The sequence below is a fragment of the Kribbella sp. NPDC005582 genome, from assembly GCF_040605415.1.
In the GTDB taxonomy this organism is placed as follows: domain Bacteria; phylum Actinomycetota; class Actinomycetes; order Propionibacteriales; family Kribbellaceae; genus Kribbella.
Genome location: NZ_JBEXCU010000003.1, coordinates 95,531 through 120,150 on the forward strand (window position 1 = coordinate 95,531; position 24,620 = coordinate 120,150).

The 24,620-nt window shown below is 68.4% G+C and carries 24 protein-coding genes; 16 read left to right on the top strand and 8 right to left on the bottom strand.

Annotated elements, in window-relative coordinates; genetic code table 11:
* Nucleotides 1-123: 123 nt before the first annotated feature.
* From ABZS29_RS18335 to ABZS29_RS18355, 5 genes are all read left to right on the top strand, one after another.
* Nucleotides 124-813: an MBL fold metallo-hydrolase gene (locus ABZS29_RS18335; protein WP_355463347.1), complete on the top strand. Its 690-nt coding sequence runs from the start codon at nucleotides 124-126 to the stop codon at nucleotides 811-813.
* Complete coding sequence (gene hisS, locus ABZS29_RS18340; protein ID WP_355463349.1) at nucleotides 810-2,138, top strand: histidine--tRNA ligase; 1,329 nt, start codon at nucleotides 810-812, stop codon at nucleotides 2,136-2,138. Before ABZS29_RS18335 ends, hisS begins: the two co-directional genes overlap by 4 nt.
* A complete protein-coding gene (gene aspS / locus ABZS29_RS18345; RefSeq protein ID WP_355463351.1) occupies nucleotides 2,135-3,913 on the top strand; it encodes an aspartate--tRNA ligase in 1,779 nt (592 codons plus the stop codon). The genes hisS and aspS overlap by 4 nt, the downstream gene beginning before the upstream one ends.
* 99 nt (nucleotides 3,914-4,012) lie before the next feature.
* A complete protein-coding gene (locus ABZS29_RS18350) occupies nucleotides 4,013-4,960 on the top strand; it encodes a glycoside hydrolase family 19 protein (RefSeq protein WP_355463352.1) in 948 nt (315 codons plus the stop codon).
* Nucleotides 4,961-5,078: 118 nt separating this feature from the next.
* On the top strand, nucleotides 5,079-6,032 hold the full coding sequence (locus ABZS29_RS18355; RefSeq protein WP_355463353.1) for a glycoside hydrolase family 19 protein: 954 nt from the start codon (nucleotides 5,079-5,081) through the stop codon (nucleotides 6,030-6,032).
* Between the two features lie 72 nt (nucleotides 6,033-6,104).
* On the opposite strand, the gene ABZS29_RS18360 is transcribed toward ABZS29_RS18355, so the two are convergent.
* The 3 genes from ABZS29_RS18360 to ABZS29_RS18370 are packed head-to-tail and all read right to left on the bottom strand — an operon-like array spanning nucleotide 6,105 to nucleotide 8,237.
* Complete coding sequence (locus tag ABZS29_RS18360) at nucleotides 6,105-6,953, bottom strand: hypothetical protein (protein WP_355463355.1); 849 nt, start codon at nucleotides 6,951-6,953, stop codon at nucleotides 6,105-6,107.
* Nucleotides 6,950-7,546 carry an RNA polymerase sigma factor gene (locus tag ABZS29_RS18365; RefSeq protein WP_355463357.1) on the bottom strand — a complete coding sequence of 199 codons (597 nt, stop codon included), beginning with the start codon at nucleotides 7,544-7,546 and terminating at the stop codon, nucleotides 6,950-6,952. Before ABZS29_RS18365 ends, ABZS29_RS18360 begins: the two co-directional genes overlap by 4 nt.
* Nucleotides 7,547-7,565: 19 nt before the next feature.
* Nucleotides 7,566-8,237, bottom strand: coding sequence for a class I SAM-dependent methyltransferase (locus ABZS29_RS18370; RefSeq protein WP_355463358.1), 672 nt, complete (start codon nucleotides 8,235-8,237; stop codon nucleotides 7,566-7,568).
* A gap of 209 nt (nucleotides 8,238-8,446) precedes the next feature.
* On the opposite strand from ABZS29_RS18370, the gene ABZS29_RS18375 reads away from it, so the two are divergent.
* Nucleotides 8,447-9,169, top strand: coding sequence for a class I SAM-dependent methyltransferase (locus tag ABZS29_RS18375; RefSeq protein ID WP_355463360.1), 723 nt, complete (start codon nucleotides 8,447-8,449; stop codon nucleotides 9,167-9,169).
* 12 nt (nucleotides 9,170-9,181) lie between these two features.
* On the opposite strand, the gene ABZS29_RS18380 is transcribed toward ABZS29_RS18375, so the two are convergent.
* From ABZS29_RS18380 to ABZS29_RS18390, 3 genes are all read right to left on the bottom strand, one after another.
* Complete coding sequence (locus ABZS29_RS18380) at nucleotides 9,182-9,967, bottom strand: hypothetical protein (RefSeq protein WP_355463361.1); 786 nt, start codon at nucleotides 9,965-9,967, stop codon at nucleotides 9,182-9,184.
* Between the two features lie 243 nt (nucleotides 9,968-10,210).
* Entirely contained in the window at nucleotides 10,211-11,455 is a 1,245-nt protein-coding gene (locus ABZS29_RS18385) for a sigma-70 family RNA polymerase sigma factor (protein WP_355463363.1), read from the bottom strand.
* 6 nt (nucleotides 11,456-11,461) lie between these two features.
* A complete protein-coding gene (locus ABZS29_RS18390; RefSeq protein ID WP_355463365.1) occupies nucleotides 11,462-11,815 on the bottom strand; it encodes a YciI family protein in 354 nt (117 codons plus the stop codon).
* A gap of 109 nt (nucleotides 11,816-11,924) precedes the next feature.
* Between ABZS29_RS18390 and ABZS29_RS18395 the strand changes: the two genes are divergently transcribed.
* On the top strand, nucleotides 11,925-12,278 hold the full coding sequence (locus ABZS29_RS18395) for a GntR family transcriptional regulator (protein ID WP_355463367.1): 354 nt from the start codon (nucleotides 11,925-11,927) through the stop codon (nucleotides 12,276-12,278).
* 130 nt (nucleotides 12,279-12,408) lie between these two features.
* Nucleotides 12,409-14,427 (top strand): GxGYxYP domain-containing protein, encoded by a 2,019-nt coding sequence (locus ABZS29_RS18400; protein WP_355463368.1) that lies wholly within the window; start codon nucleotides 12,409-12,411, stop codon nucleotides 14,425-14,427.
* Nucleotide 14,428: 1 nt separating this feature from the next.
* On the opposite strand, the gene ABZS29_RS18405 is transcribed toward ABZS29_RS18400, so the two are convergent.
* Nucleotides 14,429-14,971: a hypothetical protein gene (locus tag ABZS29_RS18405; protein ID WP_355463369.1), complete on the bottom strand. Its 543-nt coding sequence runs from the start codon at nucleotides 14,969-14,971 to the stop codon at nucleotides 14,429-14,431.
* Nucleotides 14,972-15,035: 64 nt separating this feature from the next.
* On the opposite strand from ABZS29_RS18405, the gene ABZS29_RS18410 reads away from it, so the two are divergent.
* From ABZS29_RS18410 to ABZS29_RS18425, 4 genes are read left to right on the top strand one after another with little or no spacing between them, the layout of a single operon-like run.
* A complete protein-coding gene (locus ABZS29_RS18410; RefSeq protein ID WP_355463370.1) occupies nucleotides 15,036-15,842 on the top strand; it encodes a GNAT family N-acetyltransferase in 807 nt (268 codons plus the stop codon).
* Between the two features lie 45 nt (nucleotides 15,843-15,887).
* Entirely contained in the window at nucleotides 15,888-18,458 is a 2,571-nt protein-coding gene (locus ABZS29_RS18415; RefSeq protein WP_355463372.1) for an accessory Sec system translocase SecA2, read from the top strand.
* 31 nt (nucleotides 18,459-18,489) lie between these two features.
* A complete protein-coding gene (locus ABZS29_RS18420) occupies nucleotides 18,490-19,857 on the top strand; it encodes a replication-associated recombination protein A (RefSeq protein ID WP_355463373.1) in 1,368 nt (455 codons plus the stop codon).
* Nucleotides 19,854-20,153, top strand: coding sequence for a nuclear transport factor 2 family protein (locus ABZS29_RS18425; protein WP_355463374.1), 300 nt, complete (start codon nucleotides 19,854-19,856; stop codon nucleotides 20,151-20,153). Before ABZS29_RS18420 ends, ABZS29_RS18425 begins: the two co-directional genes overlap by 4 nt.
* Here the strand turns inward: ABZS29_RS18425 and ABZS29_RS18430 are convergent.
* Entirely contained in the window at nucleotides 20,150-20,542 is a 393-nt protein-coding gene (locus ABZS29_RS18430) for a SitI3 family protein (protein ID WP_355463376.1), read from the bottom strand. The two genes, ABZS29_RS18425 and ABZS29_RS18430, sit on opposite strands and share 4 nt — an antisense overlap.
* 307 nt (nucleotides 20,543-20,849) lie before the next feature.
* Here ABZS29_RS18430 and ABZS29_RS18435 point away from each other — a divergent pair, with 307 nt between their 5' ends.
* Genes ABZS29_RS18435 through alaS form a run of 4 tightly spaced genes read left to right on the top strand, consistent with a single transcriptional unit; the run spans nucleotide 20,850 to nucleotide 24,620 of the window.
* Nucleotides 20,850-21,254, top strand: coding sequence for a hypothetical protein (locus tag ABZS29_RS18435; protein WP_355463378.1), 405 nt, complete (start codon nucleotides 20,850-20,852; stop codon nucleotides 21,252-21,254).
* 45 nt (nucleotides 21,255-21,299) lie between these two features.
* Entirely contained in the window at nucleotides 21,300-21,710 is a 411-nt protein-coding gene (locus ABZS29_RS18440) for a DUF948 domain-containing protein (protein ID WP_355463380.1), read from the top strand.
* Nucleotides 21,707-21,946 carry a DUF6167 family protein gene (locus ABZS29_RS18445; RefSeq protein ID WP_355463382.1) on the top strand — a complete coding sequence of 80 codons (240 nt, stop codon included), beginning with the start codon at nucleotides 21,707-21,709 and terminating at the stop codon, nucleotides 21,944-21,946. Before ABZS29_RS18440 ends, ABZS29_RS18445 begins: the two co-directional genes overlap by 4 nt.
* Nucleotides 21,947-21,950: 4 nt before the next feature.
* Nucleotides 21,951-24,620 carry an alanine--tRNA ligase gene (gene alaS / locus ABZS29_RS18450; protein ID WP_355463384.1) on the top strand — a complete coding sequence of 890 codons (2,670 nt, stop codon included), beginning with the start codon at nucleotides 21,951-21,953 and terminating at the stop codon, nucleotides 24,618-24,620.

A 24,620-nucleotide genomic window follows, 5' to 3' on the forward strand; every position in this document is an offset into this window, starting at 1 on the left:
ATCCCTGAACAATCACAAACCTTCGGCCGTCACGCAATGCTGTTCCGTCACAATCCGGTTCGAACTCGGCGGCGCGGCACCGGTAGCCTTGGGTGGTCCAGCTGTGTTTCAGAGAGGTCTGTCGTGCTCATCGCCGGGTTCCCCGCGGGATCGTGGGGTACGAACTGCTACGTCGTCGCCACCGGCCAGGGCGCGGAATGCATCGTGATCGACCCGGGTCAGGACGCGACCGCCGGGGTCGAGCAGGTGGTCGCCGAGAACAAGCTGAAGCCGGTCGCCGTGCTGCTCACGCACGGTCACATCGACCACATGTTCTCGGTGCTGCCGGTCTGCGGCACGTACGACGCGACCGCGTGGATCCACCCGGACGACAGGCACCTGCTGGCCGACCCGATGGCCGGGATCAGCCGGGAGACGGCGGCGATGCTGCTCGGCGGCAAGCACGAGTTCGCCGAGCCGGACGACGTCGCCGAGCTCAAGGACGGCCTCTCGCTGGAGCTCGCGGGACTGAACTTCACCGTCGACCACACGCCGGGTCACACGCGCGGCTCGGTCACCTTCACCACGCCGTACCTGGGTCCGGAAGACGTCCCCGCGGTGCTCTTCTCCGGTGACGTGCTGTTCGCCGGGTCGATCGGCCGGACGGATCTGCCCGGCGGCGACCATCCGGCGATGCTGCATACGTTGGCCACCAAGATCCTGCCGATGAGCGACGAGATCGTCGTCCTGCCGGGTCATGGCGGCCAGACCACGATCGGCCGGGAAAAGGCGACCAACCCCTACTTGCAGGACCTGGAGATACCGAATTCATGAGTAAGGTGACGCCGCTCAGCGGCTTCCCCGAATTTCTTCCGTCGGACCGGATCGTCGAGCTGCAGTTCCTCGACACGATCCGGGAGACGTTCGAGCTGCACGGTTTCGCCTCGATCGAGACCCGCGCGGTGGAGCCGGTCGAGCGGCTGTCGAACCAGGGCGAGGACGCCGACAAGGAGATCTACGGCGTACGACGCCTGGCCGCCGGCTCGGACGAGGACGCGGCGCTGGGTCTGCACTTCGACCTGACGGTTCCGTTCGCGCGCTACGTGCTCGAACACGGCGGCAAGCTCGCCTTCCCGTTCCGGCGCTACCAGATCCAGAAGGTCTGGCGCGGCGAGCGCCCGCAGGAGGGCCGGTACCGCGAGTTCACCCAGGCCGATATCGACATCGTCGACAGCGGTGAGCTGCCGAACCACTACGAGGTCGAGCTGCCGCTGGTCATCGCGGACGCGCTGCGCAAGCTGCCGGTGCCCGAGTTCGTGATCAAGGTGAACAACCGCAAGATCCCCGAGGGCTTCTACCGCGGCCTCGGCCTGGACGACGTCACCACCGTGCTGCGGATCGTCGACAAGATCGACAAGATCGGTCCGGAGAAGGTCGTCGAGCGGCTGGTCGAGTCCGGTGCGACCGACAAGCAGGCGCGGCTGGCGGTTCAGCTGGCCGACATCTCCAGCACCGACACGTCGTTCGTCGAGCAGGTGCGTGCGCTCGGCGTCGAGCACCCGACGCTGGACGAGGGGCTCGAGCAGCTCAGCCAGGTGATGGCTGCGGCGGCCGAGCACGCGCCCGGTCTGCTACTGGCCGATCTGCGGATCGCCCGCGGCCTCGACTACTACACCGGTGCGGTCTACGAGATCTACCTGGTCGGCCAGGAGTCGTTCGGCTCGGTCGGCGGCGGTGGCCGGTACGACGCGCTCGCGTCCGACGGCAAGACGACGTACCCGGGTGTGGGGATCTCGATCGGTGTCTCGCGGCTGGTGCACCGGCTGATCAGCCAGGGCTTGCTGACGGGCAGCCGCAGTACGCCGACCGCCGTACTGGTCGCGTTGACCGCGGAGGAGGACCGCGCCGAGGCGATGCGGACCGCCGCGCAGCTGCGAAGCCGGGGGATCCCGGTCGAGGTCGCTCCCGCCGCGGCGAAGTTCGGCAAGCAGATCAAGTTCGCGGATCGCCGGGGCATCCCGTTCGTGCTGTTCAGCACCGAGAACGGACCCGAGATCAAGGACATTCGCAGTGGCGAGCAGGTGGCGGTCGACCCGTCCACGTGGACGCCGCCGACGGCCGACGTACGACCGAAAATCAACACTCAGGAGAACTCGTGATCCGTACCCATTCCGCAGGCTCGTTGCGTGCCGAGCACGCCGGGCAGACCGTCACGCTGGCCGGCTGGGTCGCGCGGCGGCGTGATCACGGCGGCGTGGCGTTCATCGACCTGCGCGACTCCAGCGGCACGGTCCAGGTCGTCATCCGCGACGAGGAGGTCGCGCACCCGCTGCGCGCCGAGTTCTGCCTGAAGATCGTCGGCGAGGTGAGCGCGCGGCCGGAGGGCAACGCCAACCCGAACCTGCCGACCGGCGAGATCGAGGTGATCGCCAGCGAGGTCGAGGTGCTGAACTCCGCCGACCCGCTGCCGTTCCCGGTCGAGGAGCACCACGCGACGCCGGTCAACGAAGAGGTCCGGCTCAAGTACCGCTACCTCGACCTGCGCCGGCAGGGCCCGGGTGCGGCGCTGCGGTTGCGCAGCCAGGTCAACAAGGCGGCGCGCGACGTACTGGCGCAGCATGACTTCGTCGAGATCGAGACGCCGACGCTGACCAAGTCGACGCCGGAAGGCGCTCGCGACTTCCTGGTCCCGGCGCGGCTGCAGCCGGGCTCGTGGTACGCACTGCCCCAGTCGCCGCAGCTGTTCAAGCAGCTGCTGATGGTGGCCGGCATGGAGCGGTACTACCAGATCGCGCGCTGCTACCGCGACGAGGACTTCCGCGCCGACCGGCAGCCGGAGTTCACCCAGCTCGACATCGAGATGAGCTTCGTCGACCAGGACGACGTGATCGCGCTGGCCGAAGAGGTGCTGGCCGCGCTCTGGAAGCTGATCGGGTACGACGTCCAGACCCCGATCCCGCGGATGACGTACGCCGAGGCGATGGCGCGGTTCGGCTCCGACAAGCCCGACCTGCGGATGGGCCTGGAGCTCGTCGAGTGCACCGAGTACTTCAAGGACACCCCGTTCCGCGTCTTCCAGGCGCCGTACGTCGGTGCTGTCGTGATGCCGGGCGGTGCGGACCAGCCGCGCAAGCAGCTGGACGCGTGGCAGGAGTGGGCCAAGCAGCGCGGTGCGCGCGGACTGGCCTACGTGCTGGTCGGCCAGGACGGCGAGCTCGGTGGTCCGGTCGCCAAGAACCTGTCCGAGCAGGAGCGCGCGGGTCTCGCCGACCACGTCGGTGCGAAGCCGGGCGACTGCATCTTCTTCGCCGCCGGTCCGGTCAAGACCTCGCGGGCGCTGCTGGGCGCGGCCCGGCTGGAGATCGGCCGTCGCGGCGGCCTGATCGACGAGTCGGCCTGGTCGTTCCTGTGGGTCGTCGACGCGCCGCTGTTCGAGCCGGCCGACGACGCGACCGCCGCCGGTGACGTCGCGGTGGGTTCGGGTGCGTGGACGGCCGTCCACCATGCCTTTACCTCCCCGAAGCCGGACTCGCTGGAGAGCTTCGACACCGACCCGGGGTCGGCCCTGGCTTACGCCTACGACATCGTCTGCAACGGCAACGAGATCGGCGGTGGGTCGATCCGTATCCACCGCGAGGACGTGCAGAAGCGGGTCTTCAAGGTGATGGGCCTGACCGACGAGGAGGCGACCGAGAAGTTCGGCTTCCTGCTCGACGCGTTCAAGTTCGGCGCGCCGCCGCACGGCGGCATCGCGTTCGGCTGGGACCGGATCACCGCGCTGCTGGCCGGTACGGAGTCGATCCGCGACGTGATCGCGTTCCCGAAGTCCGGCGGGGGGTTCGACCCGCTGACCGCGGCGCCGGCGCCGATCACGCCGGCCCAGCGCAAGGAAGCCGGCGTCGACTTCAAGCCTTCGGAGGAGAAGAAGTCCTGACGTTGCGTACTTGAGCAACTGCAGTCCTGCGGTGCAAGGGTGGCGGTGCGGTGACCAGTGGTCGCCGCACCCCGCCCCTCCTTCCGCCCAGGAGTTGCCATGCTCAAGCGCATTCTCGCGGCCGCTCTGGCCGTCGCGACCGCCAGTGTCGTCGCGACCGTCCCGGCCTACGCGGTGGCCTTCCGGACCACCGCGACCAGCCTGAACATCCGCTCGGACGCCTATCTGTCGGCCGGTGTCGTCAAGGTGCTGGCCGGGCCGACCTCGGTCGAGGTCGACTGCCAGAAGTCCGGTGACTCGGTCACCGTCGGATCCCGTACGACGACCTGGTGGGCGCATCTGCCCGCGCACGGCGGCTACGCCACGGTCGCATACATCGACACGACCGGCACGAAGCTGCCCGGCGTACCGGACTGTCCGCAGGATCCGCCGCAGACCGGTGATGTGACGCTGGCCGACGTACAGGCGATGTTCGGTTCGCGGATCGCGAATCCGTCGCTGGTGCAGACCGGGTTGCCATCGCTGAATCAGGCGATGCGGGACGCGAACATCAACACCGTCTACCGCAAGGCCGCGTTCCTGGCGACGCTAGTGCACGAGTCGCGGCTGGAGTACAACATCCGCGAGATCGGCGACACCCGGCTGTACGGCGGTCGTGGCTACATCCAGCTGACCGGCGACTTCAACTATCGCCCGGCCGGGCAGTGGCTTGGCGTTGACTTGATCAACAACCCTGAGCTGGCTCGCGATATCCGTTACAGCGCTCAGATCGCCCGCTGGTACTGGACCGTTGCCCGCAACATCAATCCGTACGCCGATCAGCTCAAGATGGGTCGCGTGAATGCGGCGATCGGCTACCCGGCCGGCGCCGAGGACACTCGTCGGTGCGCGACCTTCCGCACGGCGATCGCCTACTTGAGCGGCCAGCCGGCCCCGGCGGTGAACTGCAGCCGGACAGCCAAGATGTCCGGTGACACGAGCAGGCTCACCCGTGCCCAGTTCGACGCGCTGGCCAAGGTTCCCGGAGCGCCCGGCACCGTCGGCTGATCATCAGGGTCGAAAGGGTTGAGGACGGGCGGGGTCTGGTGGAAAGTAACCGTGAACTGTGGTTTGCAGGGAACATTTCACCAAACCCCGCCCCTCCCACTCCGCCCAGGAGCTCCACATGGTTCTTCGCCGACTCACCACTCTTCTCGCCGGTCTCGGCATCGTGGCGGCCGGTCTGGTCACTGCGACCCCGGCGCACGCAGCGGTCTTCTCCACCTACGGCAGTGGTGTGAACGTCCGCGCCGACGCCTACCTGTCCGCAGCCGTCGTCACGACGCTGCCCGGCCCAACCTCGATCGACGTCGACTGCCAGAAGAAGGGTGACCGCGTCACCACCTCCGAAGGCACCAGCGAGTGGTGGGCCCATGTCCCCGCCCTCGGTGGGTACGTGACGGTCGTGTTCGTCTCGATCCCGGAGGACAAGCTGCCCGGTGTTGCCGAATGCGGTGGTAATCCGGAACCGCCGGTCGGCGACATCACGCTGGCCGACGTCCAGGCGATGTTCGGTTCGCGGATCGCGAACCCGACCATCGTGCAGGACGGGCTCCCTTCTCTGAACCAGGCGATGCGGGACGCGCAGATCAACACGGTCTACCGCAAGGCCGCCTTCCTGGCCACGCTGGTCCACGAGTCGCGGCTGGAGTACAACATCCGCGAGATTGGCGACACCCGGCTGTACGGCGGTCGTGGGTACATCCAGTTGACCGGCGACTTTAACTATCGTCCGGCTGGGCAGTGGCTTGGCGTTGATTTGATCAACAATCCCGAGCTGGCTCGCGATATCCGTTACAGCGCTCAGATTGCTCGTTGGTACTGGACCGTTGCCCGCAACATCAACCCGTATGCCGACGCTCTGCAGATGGGCAAGGTCAACGCGGCGATCGGCTACCCCGCCGGCGCCGAAGACGGTCGTCGGTGCGAGACCTTCCGCACGGCGATCGCCTACTTGAGCGGCCAGCCGGCCCCAGCGGTGAACTGCAGCCGCACCGGCAAGATGTCCGGCGACACCAGCAAGCTCACCCGCGCCCAGTTCGACGCGCTTGCCAAAGAGGGCGCCGGCGGCCTCGGCTGAGCTCACCCGAACCACCCCGCGACCCGGCCGGACCCCCCGAGGGCCCGGCCGGATCGTTGCCCGGGTCGTTGCTCAGCCGAACGTCGTGAACCAGAGCTGCTTGCCGTCCTTGCCGACGGCGCGCACGTCGATCTCCGCCTTGCCGTGCTCCGCGGCGGCGCCGGCCAGGGTTCCGGCGACATAGCCTCCGTGGTCCGCCACGCGCTCGGCGTACCAGGGGGAGACGCTGTCGACGCCGCGGATCCGGAGCTCGACCCGATCGACGTTGTCGGCGGCACGGAACGAGTACGACGCCCGCACGCCGGCCGACTTCCCCTTGCCGATGTCCGACCAGCCCCAGGTCCCCGGGATCGGACTGCTGCCGTCGAAGCCGATCGTCCGGCCGAAGTCGTCGAAGTACCACGCCCAGCGCAGGAGTTCGCCGTCGAGGCACTGGTACCAGAGGAGCTCGTTGTCGGGATGCGTGACGACGAAGGTCTGCAGCAGCTGCTTGCTCTTTCCCGGAACGCCGAGGGCTCTGATCCAACGCGCCGAGCGGAGGGCCGCGGTCTTCGCGTCCGCTGAGCTGCCTGGATGGGTCTCGACGCCGTAGGCGTTCTTCCTGACTGTCAGGCACTGCTGCGCGGCGGCCCGCGCCTCCGCTTCGCTCGCCTTGCCGAGCTCGATCGACTCGCTGTCTGATGCGCTCGGCGCCACCTGCATGACACCCGCCGGGCCGGCTGGGTCCGCACCGCCACTGCGGCTCAGAACGACGACGGTGGTGATGCTGACGGCGATTGCAGCGGTTGCCGCGACGATCGGCACCCAGGCGACGTACGGCGTCCGCCGGCGCTTGCGGGCGGTGCGAACCAGGTGGTGTTTCAGCTCGGCGGCGTACTCGGGGTCGAGGCGCTCGACCGGCGGGGGAGTGGTCAGGTTCATCGGTGCTCCTCGAGCAGGGCGGGCAGGCGGCGGCGGGCACGGAACAGCCGGGCCTTCACGGTGCCTTCGGCGACCCCCAGGACCGCCGCGGCTTCGGCGAGCGTCAGCTCTGCCCAGTAGACGAGCTCGACGGTCTCGCGCTCGTGCGCCGGCAGAGCAGACAGGGCTGCTCGCACGGCTCGGATGTGTTTCTCGGAGTCGACCCGCGCGGCAACTGCCTCGGAGTGGTCTGGGTGATGCAGTGGCGCCGGCTGGCGGAGCAGGAACTGCGCGAGCCGCCGTCTGGACCGGACGCTGTTGCGTAGCTCGTTTCGCGCGATCGTCAGCAGCCATGGCTTCGCAGTGCCGTGCTGCAGCGGACCGGGATCGTGCTGGTGGAACTGCCGCCACGCGGTCACGAACGTCGCCTGAACCGCATCATCGGCGTACGCATAAGAGCCGGTGTGGCGGACCGCGTAGGCGTGGACGGCGGCGGCGTACCGGCTGAACAGCTCGCCCAGCGCCTCCGGCTCCTGGCGGCGCAAAGCGTCCCACAGGTCGTCGTCCGGAGCTTCAGGCGGAGGCCGGTCCACCTGCCGCGAAGTCGTCGTCATACCCCTCAGGGTCCACAGGTCACAGTGTGGTTGCCAGTACCCAGCTCGTGTCCGGCGTCAGGTACCGCACCAGCTTGAGCCCTGCGTCGGTCAGGTGACCTGCTAACTGCTCCTCCGTGAGATTCTGGGTGAGGACGCGCTGCGACCAGCTCCGGCCGCCACGCGTATGCGTCAGTGTCGCTGCAACCTGGTTACCAGGCAGGTGCTCGACCTCGGAGATCTCCATCCGGCTGTGCTCGCTCTCCAGCACCACAGGCCACGCCAGCTGCGCCGGCAACTGCTGCTGAATCACCACCGACCCACCGGGTCGCACGTGGTGCGCACAGGTCCGCAGCAGCCGCAGCCGCTCGGCCTCGTCGGCGACATTGATCAGGTACGACATCATCAGTACAACGTCGAACCGCCGGTCGAGCCGCAGTTCGCCGATGGTCGCCTGGACCGTCTCGGTCTCGGTGATCCGCGCGATCATCTCCGCCGACTCGTCCACCGCAACCACCCGATGCCCCCGAGCCAGCAGCGGCCGCGTGATCCGCCCGGTCCCGCACCCCAGCTCAAGAATGCTGCTCTGCGGACCGATCGCTTTGTCGATCAATTCATCCTCGCCGTGGGCTTCCGCCAGCTCGTACATCTCGACCGAACTACCGTCCGGCGTCCGCACACCCGGCCCACTGCCATGCTGTCCGACTCTCATACTTCAAGTCTTCCAAGCTCTCCCGACCCCACCCACTCTTTCGGCACCCACCGAAAGTCCCCCCGGCGCCGGTGCACGCGCGTTGATGGTTCTGTAGGCCATCACAATTGACGATGGAGCTGGCATCTACGCCTGGGTGCACGCGCAACGAGCGATTGTGATGGCGTGGCGGTCCGGAACCTCAGCGACGGCACCGCCGTTCACACGATATGCCGAACCTCACGAGCGCATACGAAGAACTGGCTGACGCCTACCACGAGGGCGTCGACCCCGAAGGCGCTGGTCTGAGCGATCCGACGTTCGACTCCCTGGTAGGCGACGTCCGCGGTGAGCGTGTGGCCGCAGTCGCGTGCGGCCAAGGCCGTGACGCGCGTCGCCTCGCCGACCTCGGTGCGCGAGTGGTCGGGCTCGACGCGTCGGAATCGCTGCTCTCGCACGCCTACAGGCTCGAACAGCAAGCGCCACGCGGCATCGAGTACCTGCACGCCGACGCACAGAATCTGAGCGACGATCTCACCGCCTCCTTCGACGGAGTGGTCTGCTACATGGCCTTGATGGACATCCCCGACCTTGAACCAACGGTCCGGTCGATCGCAAGGATGCTCAAGCCTGGCGGCTGGTTCGTTGCCTCGATCATCCACCCTTGCTACAAGACTCCGGCCGACGGCGAACTGATCGACTATGTCGACGGTTCGACCAGACGGATCGTCGGCCGGTACTTCGACGAGGGCCCGTTCACCAGCCCGACCCGGCTGGCCATTCTGCCGCGGGTCTCCTACCACCGGATGCTCTCGACCTACCTCAATACGTTCATGGCCGAGGGCCTGCCCATCGTCCGGATGGTCGAGCCGGTCGGGGACCGACCGGTCTGGCAAACCGTCCCCGGCATCCTGTACTTCCGCTGCCAACGCACGCCGAGCGGGGCATGGTAGCGGAGGCGATAGTTAGAACCTGTCGAGTTCGTAGAGCTTGCGGCCGGCCGAATCGAAGACGGTGAGGTGGTCGGTGGAGTCGAAGTGGAGCTTGTAGGTGGCCTTGTTCATGCTCTGGGTCACCCGCAGCGTGTAGAAGCCGTTGCTGTCCGGTTTCTGCGAGAGGGCGCAGGTCATCGGCCCGCCGATGTCGAGTGGCTTGCCCTCGTTGTAGAAGACGCCGTCGCACTGACCGTCCGCACTGAATGACTTGGCACCCGTACCGTCGGAAGCGGTCCAGTTTCCGACCACTGTGCTCGCGTCTGCCTGCGGCGGGGCACCAAGGACTGACCAGAGTCCCCAGACCACCACGAGCACGATCACTACCACCGCCAACGCCGCGTAGACCGGGTGCTGCTGGATCTTGTTGGTGAACGTCGTGCTGTTGTCGATGGTGAGGTCCCGGCCGACCTGATTGCGCTCCGCGATGACTCCCGAGTTTCCGATCCCGCGCGGTGAACTTTCTCTTGCCGGCATCGCCGCTGCTATTTCGGCCCGGAATCCCGGGTCGGCTGCCGCGGCAGCCTCGAGCGCATGCACCGCAGCGGCGCGCACGTCGGCTGTCGCGTCGCCGGTATCGCGGGCCTGAGCGGTGAGCCGCTGAATCGCCGGATCGACACCTAGCTTGGGTGCCACTACCTTCCACACTCGTTCGCCCGCCGCATCGAGCGCGTCGTCGGTCAGCCCGTCGACGATCTTCAGCACCCGCCGTGCTTTCCCGGCCGCCCAGGCGACGAGAAACCCAACCACTACGTCCATTCGAACCTCATCTCACGGTGTGCAGAGCGGGCGAACCAGCCTCAGCGGATCGCCCGCCGGTCACCGTACGATGCACGGCCGCCAAGAAATCGCTGGTTGTGCGCAGCCGACTCTGACGCGCACAACCGGTTGCTTCTCCGGCCAGGCTGTGTTTCCCAGGCGAGGTACTCATCGCCGCCTTCGAGGACGCGTCGCACGGCCTGTAGTGACATCCGCCGCGACCATCAACGCGCGTGCGCGCGGTTACGCGTCGCGTACGGCGGCGAGGCGGGACTGGAGGAAGGCTCGTTCTACCTCGTTGTCTGCAAGGGCTAAAGCTTCTTCGTAGGCGGCAATCGCTTCGGGGACTCGGCCGAGTTGGCTGAGGAAATCGGCGCGGATGGCGCTGAGGTAGTGGTACACGGCCAAGGCTGGTTCGGCGGTGAGGGGTTCTAGCTCGCGGAGGCCGGCGGCTGGACCGTCGCGGAGGCCGATGGCTACGGCTCGGTTGAGGTCTACGACTGGCGACGGCCACGAGGCGCGCAGTACGTCGTACAGGGCGATGATGCCGGTCCAGTCGGTCTGCTCCCACGACGGCGCTTCACTGTGTACGGCGGCCAGTGCGGCCTCGACTGCATAGCGGGAAGGCGCGGCGCGGCTCAGGGCGTCGGTGAGGGCCGCGACGCCTTCGGTGATGAGGGCGCGGTCCCACCGGCTGCGGTCCTGCTCGGAGAGTCGCAGCAGGCGGCCGGCGGAGTCGACTCGGGACGCGGAGCGGGCTTCGATCAGCAGGAGCAGGGCTAGTAGGGCGCTGGTCTCGGGGCTGCTGGGCATGAGGAGGCGGAGCATGCGGGCGAGGCTGATGGCGCTGTCGAGGAGGTCCTGGCGGACGAGTTGCGAGCCTGACGGCGGCGCGTGGCCGGTGGTGAAGATCAGGTGGGTCACCTCGAGGGCGGCGCCGAGGCGGTCGGCCAGTTGGTCCGGCGGCGGGACGCGGTACGGGATTCCGGCGGCGGCGATCTTCTTCTTCGCGCGGGTGATTCGGGCCGCCATGGTGGATTCCTGGACCAGGAAGGCCCGCGCGACCTCGGCGGTGGACAGGCCGCAGACCAGTCGCAGGGTCAGCGCGACCTGGGCGTCGCGGTCCAGTGCCGGGTGGCAGCAGGTGAAGATCAGCCGGAGGCGGTCGTCCTCGAGGATCTCTTCAGGCCCGGGGACCGAGTCTTCAGGGACGAGAAGCCCAAGCGAGTGCCGGGCGCGGGCCTCGCGGCGGAGGTGGTCCGTGGCTCGGTTGCGCGCGACGAGAGTCAGCCACGCGCCGGGCCGGTCGGGGATGCCGGATGTCGGCCACGACTTCAGCGCCTGCGCGAAGGCGTCCTGGGTGAACTCCTCGGCCAGGTCCAGGTCCCTGGTCAGCCTGGCGGTGACGGCCAGCACACGCGCCCACTCCTGCCGGTGTGCGGACGCGACCGCCTCGGCCACGACGCCGGCCGGTACCACCTCGGTCATCCCGGGTCAGCCGTGGTTGACCAGCGGGCGGATCTCCACGCCGCTGTGGCCGACATGGACCTCGCGCAGGCCGGAGACCAGTGTGATCACCTGGTCGAGGTCCTCGGCCTCCAGCAGGTAGAACCCGCCCATCGCCTCCTTGGCTTCCAGGAACGGCCCGTCGGTGATCACGACCTTCCCGGTGTCGCCGGACCGGATCGTCGTCGCGGTCTGCGGCGGCTGCAGCTCCCCGCTCGCCAGCACCCCGGCGCCTGCCTTGGCGGCGAACTCCCGGTGAGCCGAGTCGATCTTCGCGCGTTCGTCCGGTCCCATCGCGGCCCACTGGCTCTCGTCACCGAAGATCAGCACCATGTACTTCATCAGCTAGCTCCATCTCGTCGGGGCCTGCTCTCCGGCCCATTACCCGTACGACGAACTCGCGGACCCGTTGATCGACATGCTGCCAAAGATTCGCCGCTACGTTGTCCCGATGAACATCACCGTGGACCCGGCGGCCGCGCAGCCGCCGTACGAGCAGGTGAAGGACCAGATCGACGGGCTGATCCGGCGAGGCGAGCTGGCGCAGGGGACGCGGTTGCCAACGGTTCGGCAGTTGGCGGGTGAGCTGGGGCTGGCGGTGAACACGGTGGCGCGCGCCTACAAGGAGCTCGAGGCAGATCGGATGATCGAGACCCGCGGCCGGAACGGGACGTTCGTGCTGGCGTCGCGCAGCCACACCAATGACGCGGGGACGCGGGCCGCGGCGACCGCGCTGGTTCGGGCTGCCCGGGAGGCCGGGATCAGTCTGCCGGAGGCGACCGAGATCCTGCGCCAGGCCTGGTAGAGATCCGATCTCCCGGAAACGATTCCAAATACTCAGCGCAACGTTGTAACGAGCTCTGTACACGCTCTCACCCGATTGCTACTGTCCGGCCAGATTTGACATCGATGTCAGCGACAGGGGAGTGGTCACGATGGTCTCGAGACGAACGTTCCTGGCGGGCAGCGGTGCGGTGACGGCGGGTGGCTTCGGACTGGTTCCGGGCCTTGCTGCCACTGCGAATGCTGCTCCATCGACGTCCGGCAGCCCCGCCCGGCTGCTGCCGGCCTTCAGCCGCCCGACGCACCTGCGGTACGGCGATGCCAGCAAGCTCAGCGGTCAGGACCAGACCTTGCTGACAACGTTGCAAGGCATCGTCAACCGCGCGAAGCCCGAGCTGTACTTCCTCTTCGACACGGGCACCCAGAGCACGCCGGACAGCAAGTGGCTGACCGACATGCGGCTGCCGACGACGCTGTACAAGAACCCGCTGGACCTCGTGGCGAAGTACCGGCACCGGGTCCGCGGCGCGATCGTCTACGACCCCGCCGTACCGGACTCGCTCAACGTCGCGACGACGCTGGCGGGGCTGGAGGACTGCGTCGTGGCGGATGCCGCGCAGGCCAAGGCGCACGGCCTGAAGATCGTGCAGGACCTGCGCGGGAAGTTCGACGGCGACCGCGTGAAGACCTACCGGTGGCAGCTGGACAACCTGTTTCCGCGGGTCACCCACAAGCTGCTCGCCGGCCTGCCGCCGACCCGCGTGGTCGCGGTCGAGAACGTGCAGTGGCAAGAGATCGCCCGCGAGACCCGCCAGATCCGGGACTCGTCCAACCGTCGCAACTACGACCTGGACGTGTCGGCCAAGCTCGGCGCCGGCAAGGTGTACGTGCGCTGGCAGGACTCGTTCGGTGACGACGGCTGGGGTCCGTCGGTCTCCGAGGTGTGGGTGAAGGCGAACGGCGTCGAGATCGCGCACTTCAAACCCGGTACGCCGGAGGAGGCGCAGTACCTGTTCGACGGCGCGAACTCCAGCATCGGCGGCGAGGCCAACCGCTTCAGCGACGGCGGTGGCTACTACATCTACGCCTTCGACCCACCCGCCGGTACGACGTCCCTCGTGGTGACCGTGACGATGTGGAACCAGTACCTGGTCTCGATCACCGACACCGCGCCCACGCGGATCGAACCGTTCGCGTACTTCCGTGACTACGTGGTGGCCACCAAAGCCCTGGTGAGCTGGCTGCCGCCGGGCGGCGAGACCGGGGCGCTCCTGACCGAGCACTTCGCCAAGTGGCCGACACTGGCGCCGTACATGGGGTGGTTCGCGAACGACGTCTCCGGTGAGTGGGACGGCGTCGACCTCGCGTCGAAGGGCGGGTCGCCGGTCATCGCGGCCGACTTCTACATGAACGGCTCTGTGCACGCCGGCTTCACCGCACCGATCTCGGAGAAGGTCCGTCCGGTCCGGCGGATCACCAAGCCGAAGAACAAGGTCTATCTGACGCTGACCTTCGGTGAGGGCGACAACATCCAGTACTGCCAGCGCCACATGCGCGATCTGTGGGACGACCCGAAGCGTGGCGAGGCTCCCGCGAACTGGACGATCAGTCCGATGCTCCTGGAGACCGGTCCGGGTCTGTTCAGTCACTTCCAGCGCACCGCGACGGCCAACGACCTGCTGGTCTGCGGACCGTCCGGTGCGGGCTACACCTACCCGGGCTCGTGGGTGCCCAGCGAGTTCACGCAGTTCCTCAAACTGACCGGCTCACAGCTGCGCCGTACCGGTATGGATCAGGTGTACTCGTACAGCCACCGCGAGAACGACAAGTGGGTCGTGCTCTCGGAGGAGATCGCTGCCGGCTTCGCGAAGTACACACCGCTGAAGGGCATCATGCAAACCTGGGACGGCGACCTGCTCGCCGTCCGGAAGGGCGGTCTGCCGATCGCCGGCCAGTGGGGTGCACCTGGTAAAGCCGGTGAGTACAAGGCCGCCCTGGACGCACAGGTAGCCAAGTGGGACGGATCAAAGCCCCTGTTCATCTCTGGCGGCATCAACGCCTGGAACTGGACACCGTCCGACATCGCCGAGCTGGCCAGCCTGCTCGACGACCGCTACGAACTGGTGCTCGCCAACGCGTTCTTCGACCTGATGAACCGCGTCCTGCCGTAAGTCACCAGTGGTGGGCGACGTCCACCACCAGACGGGAGCTCGAGCCCGGTCCGGCCACCGTGGTGACACGGAACGGCAGCCGGGCCCGGACCCCGAGACCGAGTGTCGTCTGGCCTTCGAAGCTGCCGGCGTACGCGACTTGCCGGAAGGTGTCGTAGCCACGGACGTCGGGAGCCGCGATCGACCGGTACGACGGCGCCCGGACGATGATCTGCAGCTTCGCGCCGCCGCGGAGCGGGACGGGGAAGCCGGAGCCGTCCCGGGTGACGGTGCTGACGTAGCGAACGTCGTACCCGGGGGATCGGCCCTGCAGGTCGACGACCAGCCGGTCGAAGCAGGCGTGCCGGCCGGTGCGGACGGCGACTGCCGGGGATTGGACCATCCGGGCGTTCGCTTCGGGCAGCGACCCCCAGCCGGACGGGCAGGAGACGGACAGGGTCTGAGGGGCGGGGGACGAGCCGGGAGCAGCCAGTGCGACCGCGGGCAATGCGGCCACCGCGAGTGCGGCGAGGATCGTCTTCGTGGGGATGTGGTGGATGTTCATGATGGTCCCCCTCTCAGGACTTACTCGTTGGACGCAGGCAGGACCAGATTGGTTGACTGCGAAGATGACGCCTGAGGAGCTGCTCGACGTGTTCCACCGCCGGATCCGCTTGCCGGACGCGGACACCATCCCCGGCTGGAAGGTCGAGCACGACGGTCTCGTGCACAGGTCGTACGTCGAGGGGCCGGACGGCGCGGGCTTCGTCGAGACACCGCGGGGGCTGGGGGACGATCCGGATGCAGTGATCGCTGCCCAACTCGCGTTCTTTGCAGAGCGCGGGCTGTCCTTCGAATGGAAGACCTACGCGTACGACGAGCCGGCCGACCTTGGTGAGCGGCTGGTTCGGGCGGGCTTCACTCAGGAGGATCCGGAGACGCTGATCCTCGGTGAGGTCGACCGGATCATCGAGCGGCCCTCGGCGCTGCCGTCGAAGGCGGTACTGCGGGAGGCCGACGGGCCGAGCGACTTCCACCGGATCGCCGTACTGATGGACTCGCTGTGGCACAACGGGCTGGCCGGGGTGGAGGAGCGGCTGGCGGGTGAGGCGCGGATGTTCCCGGAGCGGTTGTCGGTGTTCCTGATCGAGGACGCACTGCGCGGTGCGGAGGGTCCGGTCGTCTCCGCGGCCTGGATCCGGTTCCACCCGGGCACGGGCTTCGCCAGTCTGTGGGGCGGCGGCACGCTGCCGGAGTGGCGGCGGCGCGGGCTCTACAGCTCGCTGCTGGTGCACCGGGCCCGGCTGGCCAAGGAGCGCGGCTACGAATTTCTGCGCGTCGACGCGTCCGAGGACTCCCGCCCGATCCTGCAGAAACTCGGCCTGCACGGCGTCACCACCACCACGCCGTACGAGTGGAGTCCCGAGACACGCTGACCTGGTCGGCGGAACGACACGGTCAGGCTGTACGTTGCCGTCATTATGGCTCTGAAAATCACCTCGCGCTTTCGTCGTCTGCTCCAGCGCCCCGGCTCGATCGACCTGGGCCCGTACGACCGGCTCTCGCAACTGGTCGCCGAGGCGGAGGAGTCCGTCCAGGCGCTGACCGACGAGGAACTCACCGAGGCCGTCGCCGACCTGCGGACCACCGGTGGGCTGCACGAGGACGAGCAGATCGAGTTTCTGGCGCTGGCCCGGGACGCGGCCCGGCGCACGCTCGGTGAGCGCGCGTTCGACGGCCAGATCGTCGGTGCGCTGGCGATGCTGCAGGGGCGCGTGGTCGAGATGGCGACCGGTGAGGGCAAGACGCTCGCCGGTGCGTTCGCCGCGGCCGGGTACGCGGTCGGCGGCCGCCGGGTGCACGTACTCGCGGTCAACGACTACCTGGCTCGCCGTGACTCGGAGTGGATGGGTCCGGTCTACGAGCTGCTCGGTGTGACGGTTTCGCACGTGGGCCAGGCGTCCACGCCGGAAGAGCGGCGTACGGCGTACCAGGCTGAGGTTTGCTACGTACCGGTCAGCGAGGTGGGCTTCGACGTCCTGCGCGACCGACTGGTCAACGACGTCTCCGAGCGGGTCACGGCGGAGCCGGACGTGGCGCTGGTCGACGAGGCGGACTCGGTGCTGATCGACGAGGCCCGGGTGCCGCTGGTGCTCGCCGGCGCGACCCGGACCGAGGAGCTCGACGACGACATCGTCCAGATCGTCCGGACGCTGCGCGCGGGGGTCGACTACGAGATCGACGGTGACGGCCGCACGGTCGCACTGACCGACGCGGGCACGGACAAGGTCGAGAAGCTGCTCGGCGAGCGCATCGCCGAGGCCGAGGCGGCGGCCGAGCCTGCGGCCGTCGTCGAGGACGAGGCAGCCGAGGACGAGGCAGCCGAGGACGAGACCGAGGACAAGGCCGAAGCCGAGCCCGAGGCCGAGCGCCCCGCCTTCAACCTGTACGACGACGAGAACCTCGACCGGCTGACCCAGATCAATGTCGCGCTGCACGCCGAGGTGCTGCTGCGCAAGGACGTCGACTACCTGGTCCGCGACGGCAAGGTCAGCCTGATCAACAACAACCGCGGCCGGATCGCGAAGCTGCAGCGCTGGCCCGACGGTCTGCAGGCCGCCGTGGAGGCGAAGGAGGCCGTCCCGGTCAGCGACTCCGGTGAGGTGCTCGACAGCATCACCGTGCAGGCGCTGATCAAGGGCTACAAGTCGCTCTGCGGCATGACCGGTACGGCGGTCGTGGTCGGCGAGTCGCTCCAGGAGTTCTACGACGTCGAGGTGGCCGTCGTACCGCCGAACAAGCCGAACATCCGCAAGGACGACGTCGACCGGCTGTACCTGACCGTCAAGCAGAAGAACGCCGCTCTGGTCGAGCACATCGCCGAGGTGCACGAGACCGGCCGCCCGATCCTGATCGGCACCCACAGCGTCGAGGAGTCCGAGCAGCTGAGCGACCAGCTCGAGGCCGCCGGCATCCCGCACGTCGTGCTGAACGCGAAGAACGACGCCGAAGAGGCGTCGATCATCGCCGAGGCCGGCGTACCGGGCACGGTGACCGTGTCGACGCAGATGGCCGGCCGCGGTACCGACATCCGGCTCGGCGGCAAGGACGAGTCGCACGACAAGGACAAGGCGATCGAGCTCGGCGGCCTGTACGTCGTCGGCACCGGCCTGCACGCGTCCCGCCGGCTGGACGACCAGCTGCGCGGCCGCGCCGGCCGTCAGGGCGACCCCGGCGGTTCGCTGTTCTTCGCGAGCCTCGGTGACGAGCTCGTCGTCCGGTACTCCGTCTCGTCGGGCCTGCGCCCGCACCCGGACGAGACCGGCCGGCTCACCGACCGCAAGTCGCTCGGCATCCTCGACCACGCCCAGCGGGTCGCCGACGGCGCCAACGCCGAGCTGCACCGGACCACCTGGCAGTACCACCGGCTCACCGGCCAGCAGCGTTCGATCCTGCTCGACACCCGCGAGAAGGTCCTGACCGAGGACCTCGCCGCGACCGAGCTCTCCGAGCGCGTCAAGGAGAAGTACGACGAGCTGGTTGAGGAGCACGGCGAGGAGAAGGTCAAGGACGCCGCCCGGCGGATCGCCCTGCACCACCTGGACCGGCGCTGGACCGACCACCTGGCCTACCTCGCCGACCTGCGCGAAGGCATCCACCTGCGCTCGCTGGCCGGCGGCATCGTGCACATGAAGCCGATCGACGAGTTCAACAAGTCCGCGATCGCGTCCTTCGACACGCTCATCGCCGACGCGTGGAACGAGGCCGCCGAGACCTTCGCCGAGGCCACCATCACCGACTCCGGCCTCGACGAGGCGGCATCCGGCGTACCGCGTCCCACCGCGACCTGGACATATCTCGTCAACGACAACCCCTTCGGCACCGAGGCCGACCGGATCCTCGGCCGCCTCCGCAACGCCATCCGCCCGCAGTCCGGCGCGGAGGCCGAGGAGATCCTGCCCGAGGAGTTCGACGAGGACGAGCTGCCCGAGGAGCTCCGCGAGGCGGACGACTCGGACGATGCCGACGATGTGAAGGACAGCAAGAAGTAACTGTCCGTTGAGGTAGGTAGGCTCTCGTCTTGTGAGTGAGGGCTTGTTTGATCTGCCGGGAGCTCCTGCGCCTGCGAGGGGTGGCGGGAGCCTGGCTGACGTCGACCACACGGCGGCGCCGTTGGCTGTGCGGATGCGCCCGCGCAGCCTCGACGAGCTCGTGGGGCAGCAGCATCTGCTGGCGCCGGGGTCGCCGTTGCGGCGGTTGGTCGAGGGCGACCAGCCGATGTCGCTGCTGTTGTGGGGACCGCCGGGGACCGGGAAGACCACGATCGCAGCCGTCGTCTCGCACCAGACGAACCGCAAGTTCGTCGAGCTGTCCGCGGTCACGGCCGGCGTGAAGGACGTGCGCCAGGTGATCGACGGCGCCCGGCGCGATCTCGCCCGGCCGGGTGGTGCGGTCGAGACCGTGCTGTTCATCGACGAGGTGCACCGCTTCACGAAGGCCCAGCAGGACGCGCTGCTGCCCGGGGTGGAGAACCGCTGGGTGACGCTCGTCGCCGCGACCACGGAGAACCCGTTCTTCTCGGTCATCTCCCCGCTGCTCTCCCGCAGCCTGCTGCTGACCCTGGAGTCGTTGACCGACGACGACATCGGTGAGTTGCTGACGCGTGCGCTGACCGACGAGCGCGGTCTGAACGGTGAGTTCGAGTTGGCCGAGGACGCGCGGGACCATCTGCTGCGGATGGCTGGAGGCGACGCTCGCCGGGCACTGACGTATCTGGAAGCTGCTGCTGGTGGTGCTCGGGCCAAAGAGGCTTCCACCATCGACCTCGAGACGCTGGAGACGGCGGTCGACCAGGCCGCCGTACGGTACGACCGGGCCGGCGACCAGCACTACGACGTGGCGTCGGCGCTGATCAAGTCGATCCGCGGATCGGACGTGGACGCTGCGATGCACTACCTCGCGCGGATGATCGTGGCCGGTGAGGACCCACGGTTCATCGCCCGCCGCTTGGTGATCTCGGCCAGCGAGGACATCGGGATGGGCGACCCGACCGCGCTCGGCGTCGCGGTCGCCGCGGCGGACGCCGTACAGCTGATCGGGATGCCGGAGGCCCGGATCAACCTGGCTCAAGCCGTCGTCGCTCTCGCCCTGGCCCCGAAGTCGAACTCAGTCATCACCGCCGTCGACGCCGCGATCGCCGACGTGAAGGCCGGCAAGATCGGCCCCGTTCCGTCGCACCTGCGCGACGCCCACTACGCCGGTGCGAAGAAGATCGGCCACGGCTCGTCGTACCAGTACTCGCACAACGACCCTCGCGGCGTCGTCGCTCAGCAGTACGCTCCGGACGTCATCGACGGTACCGACTACTACACGCCCACCCGCCGCGGCGGCGAAGCCGCGTACGCGGATCGCGTAGACGCGATCCGCAAAATCCTCCGGAACCGCAAATGACCAGCCTCGCCGACCACGTCGCGGCCTTCAACCACGCTGTCACCACCGGCGACTGGGAGACGTTCGCGGACCGCTTCGCCGCGGACGCCCGGATGACCTTCGTCGGCGTACCAGCAGGCCCCTTCGAGGGCCGGAGGGCGATCGCCGCCGCCTACGCGGCCAACCCACCCACCGAGACCATGACGCTGCTGGACGACACCGGTCGTTTCCAGTGGGCCGACGGCGGCACCGGCCTCATGGAGCTGGGCTGGACCGCCGACGGCCACGTGCAGCAGCTCATCGTCACCTTCGACTAGTAATCCTCCGGGTAGGGCATCAGTCGCTCGGTGAACTCCCACGGCAACACCTCAGGCGCCCAGAACGACGGAGACACCAGCAACTCACGCCCGCGCCGCAGCAGCAGGATCCGCTCAAAGTCCTGCTGCAGTACGGCGTCGCCCGGCTCCGCTTCAAGCACCCGTACGACGAGGGCCGCGATCTCGGCGTACTGCGGCTCGGGCTCGGTGAACTTGTCGAGCCGGAACCCGACCGAGATCTCGGGTTCGACGAGGACGAAGCTGGCGCGTCCGTCCGGGCGGACGGTGATCCGCAACCCGGTCGACGTCGGCTCCTCCGGCCCGAGCAACCCTCTGATCGCCCCCACAGGTGTCGGTGTGCAGAGCTGGAAGATGTACTCGATCGCCACGTCGCCACGGTAGGGCTTGAAGCGGCTGGGTAGGCTGCAGGCGGCCTGGGGGTGAAGGGTTTTGTGTGTTCAACCTCGGTCGTCATGTTCGGAAGTCCGGTGCACGGCACAGTCGGCGGCGTTCGCCGGTGGTGGCGCTGGGGGTGATCGCCGCGGGGGCGGTCGCTGCGGCCGGCGGGTGGCTGATGTTCCCGTTCGCGGGGGACGAGCCGGGGCCGCAGGTTCCGCTGCCGTCGATCGCGCGGAGTTCGGCGCCGTCGCGAGAAGGTGCGCGGCCGTCGCTCCCGGTCGGCCGGCCGATTCAGCCGTGGGTGCCGCGCAGTACGCCAGAACCACCCTTGGCGCCGACACCTCGCCGTACGACGGCCGTCGTACCGCCGACAGCTCACCGTACGACGGCTTCCGTCCCCGAAAGCCGGCCCGGGCCACGAGCGACCACCGCCGCGACGCCAACTCCCAGTCCCACAACGAGCTCGCCGGCCCCGGCGACGCCCAGCCCGGCCCCAACAACCACGCCACCATCTACCCCGAGTCCAACGCCAACGCCAACGCCGACCCCAACGCCAACTCCGACCCCGGCTCCGGCCCCGAGTTCGCCGACGCCCGCACCGACCGCGAGCACTCCGTCACCGACGGGGTAACCCGGTTTGGTGGGGGACTGTTATGTGGGGGATGGTGTCCTGAAGGGTTGTGCGGTATGGGCGCGCGATAGGGTCGTGCGGTCCACGTGGTCGCAACGGAAGGTGGATCGTTTTCCATGAGCGTCGGTGAAGTCGCGGGGCTGATAGCAGCTCTCGCGCTGCTGATCCTGGTAGCCCTGCTCGCCTACCCGATCCTGAAGCTGGGCAAGGTGCTGGACGAGACCCGGATCATGGTGAAGGGAGTCTCCGACTCCAGTGTGCCGTTGCTGGGCGAGGTCACCACGACGGTGGCCACGACCAACGCGCAGCTGGCGAAGGTGGACACGATCACCGACAACGCGACCACTGTGACGACCAACGCGGCCGCGCTGGTGTCGCTGTTCTCGGCGACGGCCGGTGGCCCCCTGGTGAAGGCGGCGGCGTTCACGTACGGCGTGCGCAAGGCGCTCGGTGAGAGCCAGCGACGTGACGTGAGCCGCCGGGTGAAGGACGAGATGAAGGCCGAGCGGAAGGCACGGAAGCGGTGAAGCGGATCTTCTGGCTGATCGTCGGGATCGCCGTGGGTGTCTACGCGGTGACCCGGTTGAAGAAGCGTGCGCAGGTGCTCGCCCCGGAGGCTGTGCAGGAGTCGGCGGCGAAGCTCGCCAGCGCGATCCGGCACTTCGGTGACCAGGTCCGTGAGGGCATGGCCGAGCGAGAAGCAGAACTCAAAGACGCGCTGGGGATCGACGCAGCGGGCAACGAACGTGAGGACTACCGGTAACACCATGGAAACCAGTGAGATCAGGCGGCGGTTCCTGAGCTACTTCGAGGACCGCGGCCACACGGTGGTGCCGAGTGCGCCGTTGCCGTCGCCGGACCCGAACCTGCTGTTCAACGTGGCCGGCATGGCCCAGTTCGTGCCGTACTTCGTCGGCCAGCAGACCCCGCCGTACGCGCGGGCGACCAGCGTGCAGAAGTGCGTGCGGACGCTCGACATCGAAGAGGTCGGCAAGACCACCCGGCACGGCACGTTCTTCCAGATGAACGGCAACTTCTCCTTCGGCGACTACTTCAAGGAGGAGGCCGTCCAGTTCGCCTGGGAGCTGGTCACGAAGTCGCAGGCCGACGGCGGTTACGGTTTCGACGAGTCCAAGCTCTACGCCTCGGTGTACTACGAGGACGACGAGGCGATCGACATCTGGAAGCGGGTCGCCGGCCTGCCCGACGACCGGATCGTGCGGCTCGGGATGAAGGACAACTTCTGGTCGATGGGCATCCCCGGCCCCTGCGGCCCGTGCTCGGAGATCCTGATCGACCGCGGCCCCGAGTTCGGCGCCGACCGGGACTGGGAGGCGGGCGACCGCTACCTGGAGTTCTGGAACCTGGTCTTCATGCAGAACATCCGCGGCGAGGGCGGCGGCAAGGACGGCTACCCGATCCTCGGCGAGCTGCCGAAGAAGAACATCGACACCGGTCTCGGCCTCGAGCGCGTCGCGTACCTGCTGCAGGGCGTCGACAACATGTACGAGATCGACGAGATCTTCCCCGTCATCGAGCAGGCCTCCGAGCTGACCGGCCGCAAGTACGGCGTGGACCCGGTCGACGACGTCCGGTTCCGGGTGATCGCCGACCACGTCCGCAGTGCGCTGATGCTGATCGGCGACGGCGTCACCCCGGGCAACGAGCAGGGCGGCTACGTCCTGCGCCGGCTGCTCCGCCGCGCGATCCGTTCGGTGCGCCTGCTGGGCTACGAGGACCCGAGCCTGGTCGAGCTGCTGCCGGTCAGCCTGCAGCAGATGAAGAAGTCGTACCCGGAGCTGGAGGCCGACTTCGGCCGGATCAGCCAGGTCGCCTACGCGGAGGAGGAGGCGTTCCGCCGTACCCTCACCGCCGGTACGACGATCTTCGACGTCGCCGTGAAGGAGACCAAGGCCGGTGGCGCGCACCAGCTCGAGGGCGCGAAGGCGTTCCAGCTGCACGACACCTACGGTTTCCCGATCGACCTGACCGTCGAGATGGCCGCCGAGCAGGGCCTGAACGTGGACACCGAGGGCTTCCGGGCGCTGATGAAGGAACAGCGCGACCGGGCCAAGGCGGACGCGCGGGCCAAGAAGGCCGGGCACGCCGACACGTCGGGCTACCGCGAGCTGCGGGAGAAAGGCGTCACGGAGTTCACCGGCTACCAGGAGCTGAGCACCGACTCGCAGGTCCGGGGTCTGCTCCGTGAAGGTGTCGTGGCCGACGCCGCCGAGCAGGGCGAGACCGTCGAGGTCGTGCTCGAGAAGACGCCGTTCTACGCCGAGTCCGGCGGCCAGATCGCCGATGAGGGTCTGATCCTGGCCGATGGCGTGAAGCTGAAGGTGCTCGACGTCCAGCGGCCGGTCAAGGGCCTGATCGTGCACAAGGTCGAGGTCGTCGAGGGCGTTCTGCGCCCGGGCCTCGACGTGCACGCCGAGGTCGACCACGACTGGCGGGTCTCGGCCTGCCAGGCGCACTCCGGTACGCACGTCGTGCACGCGGCGCTGCGCCAGGTGCTCGGCCCGAACGCGCTGCAGAGCGGTTCGTACAACAAGCCCGGCTACCTGCGGCTCGACTTCGCGTGGTCGTCGGCGCTGGACCAGGCCACTCGGTCGGAGATCGAAGAGGTCGCGAACCTCGCCGTACGCCAGGACCTGCCGGTCGCGGCGCAGTACATGACGCTGCCCGAGGCTCGGGAGTGGGGCGCGCTGGCACTGTTCGGCGAGACCTACGACGAGCAGGTCCGCGTCGTCGAGATCGGCGGCCCCTGGTCGCGTGAGCTCTGCGGTGGCACGCACGTGAAGCACTCGTCGCAGGTCGGCGCGCTGACCATCACCAGCGAGTCCTCGGTCGGCGCCGGTGTGCGCCGCGTCGAGGCCTTCGTCGGCATGGAAGCACTGCGTTACCTCGGCAAGGAGCGCGCGCTGGTCCGGCTGCTCAGCGAGAACCTGAAGGCCCGTCCGGAGGAGCTGCCGGCCAAGGTAGCCGACCTGGCCGACCGTCTGCGGGCGGCCGAGAAGGAGCTCCAGCAGATCCGCGCCGCGCAGGTGCTGCAGGCCGCGGCCGAGCTGGCGAGCAGCCCGAAGGACGTCTTCGGCGTCCAGTACGTCGGCCACCGGGCGCCCGACGGCGTGAACGGCGGGGACCTGCGCAAGCTCGCTCTCGACATCCGCGGCCGGATGGGCGAGGACAAGCCGGCCGTGGTGGCCGTCCTCAGCGTCAACGACGGCAAGCCCGGCATCGTGATCGCGCTGAACGACACCGCCCGCGAATGGCGGCTGTCGGCCGGTGACCTGGTTCGCGTCGCCGCCGAGAAGCTCGGCGGCAAGGGCGGCGGCAAGGCCGATGTCGCGCAGGGTGGCGGCACCGACGCGTCCGGTGCGGACGCCGCGCTGGCCGCCGTCGAGTACACCGTCGGTCACCTGGTCACGGGCTAG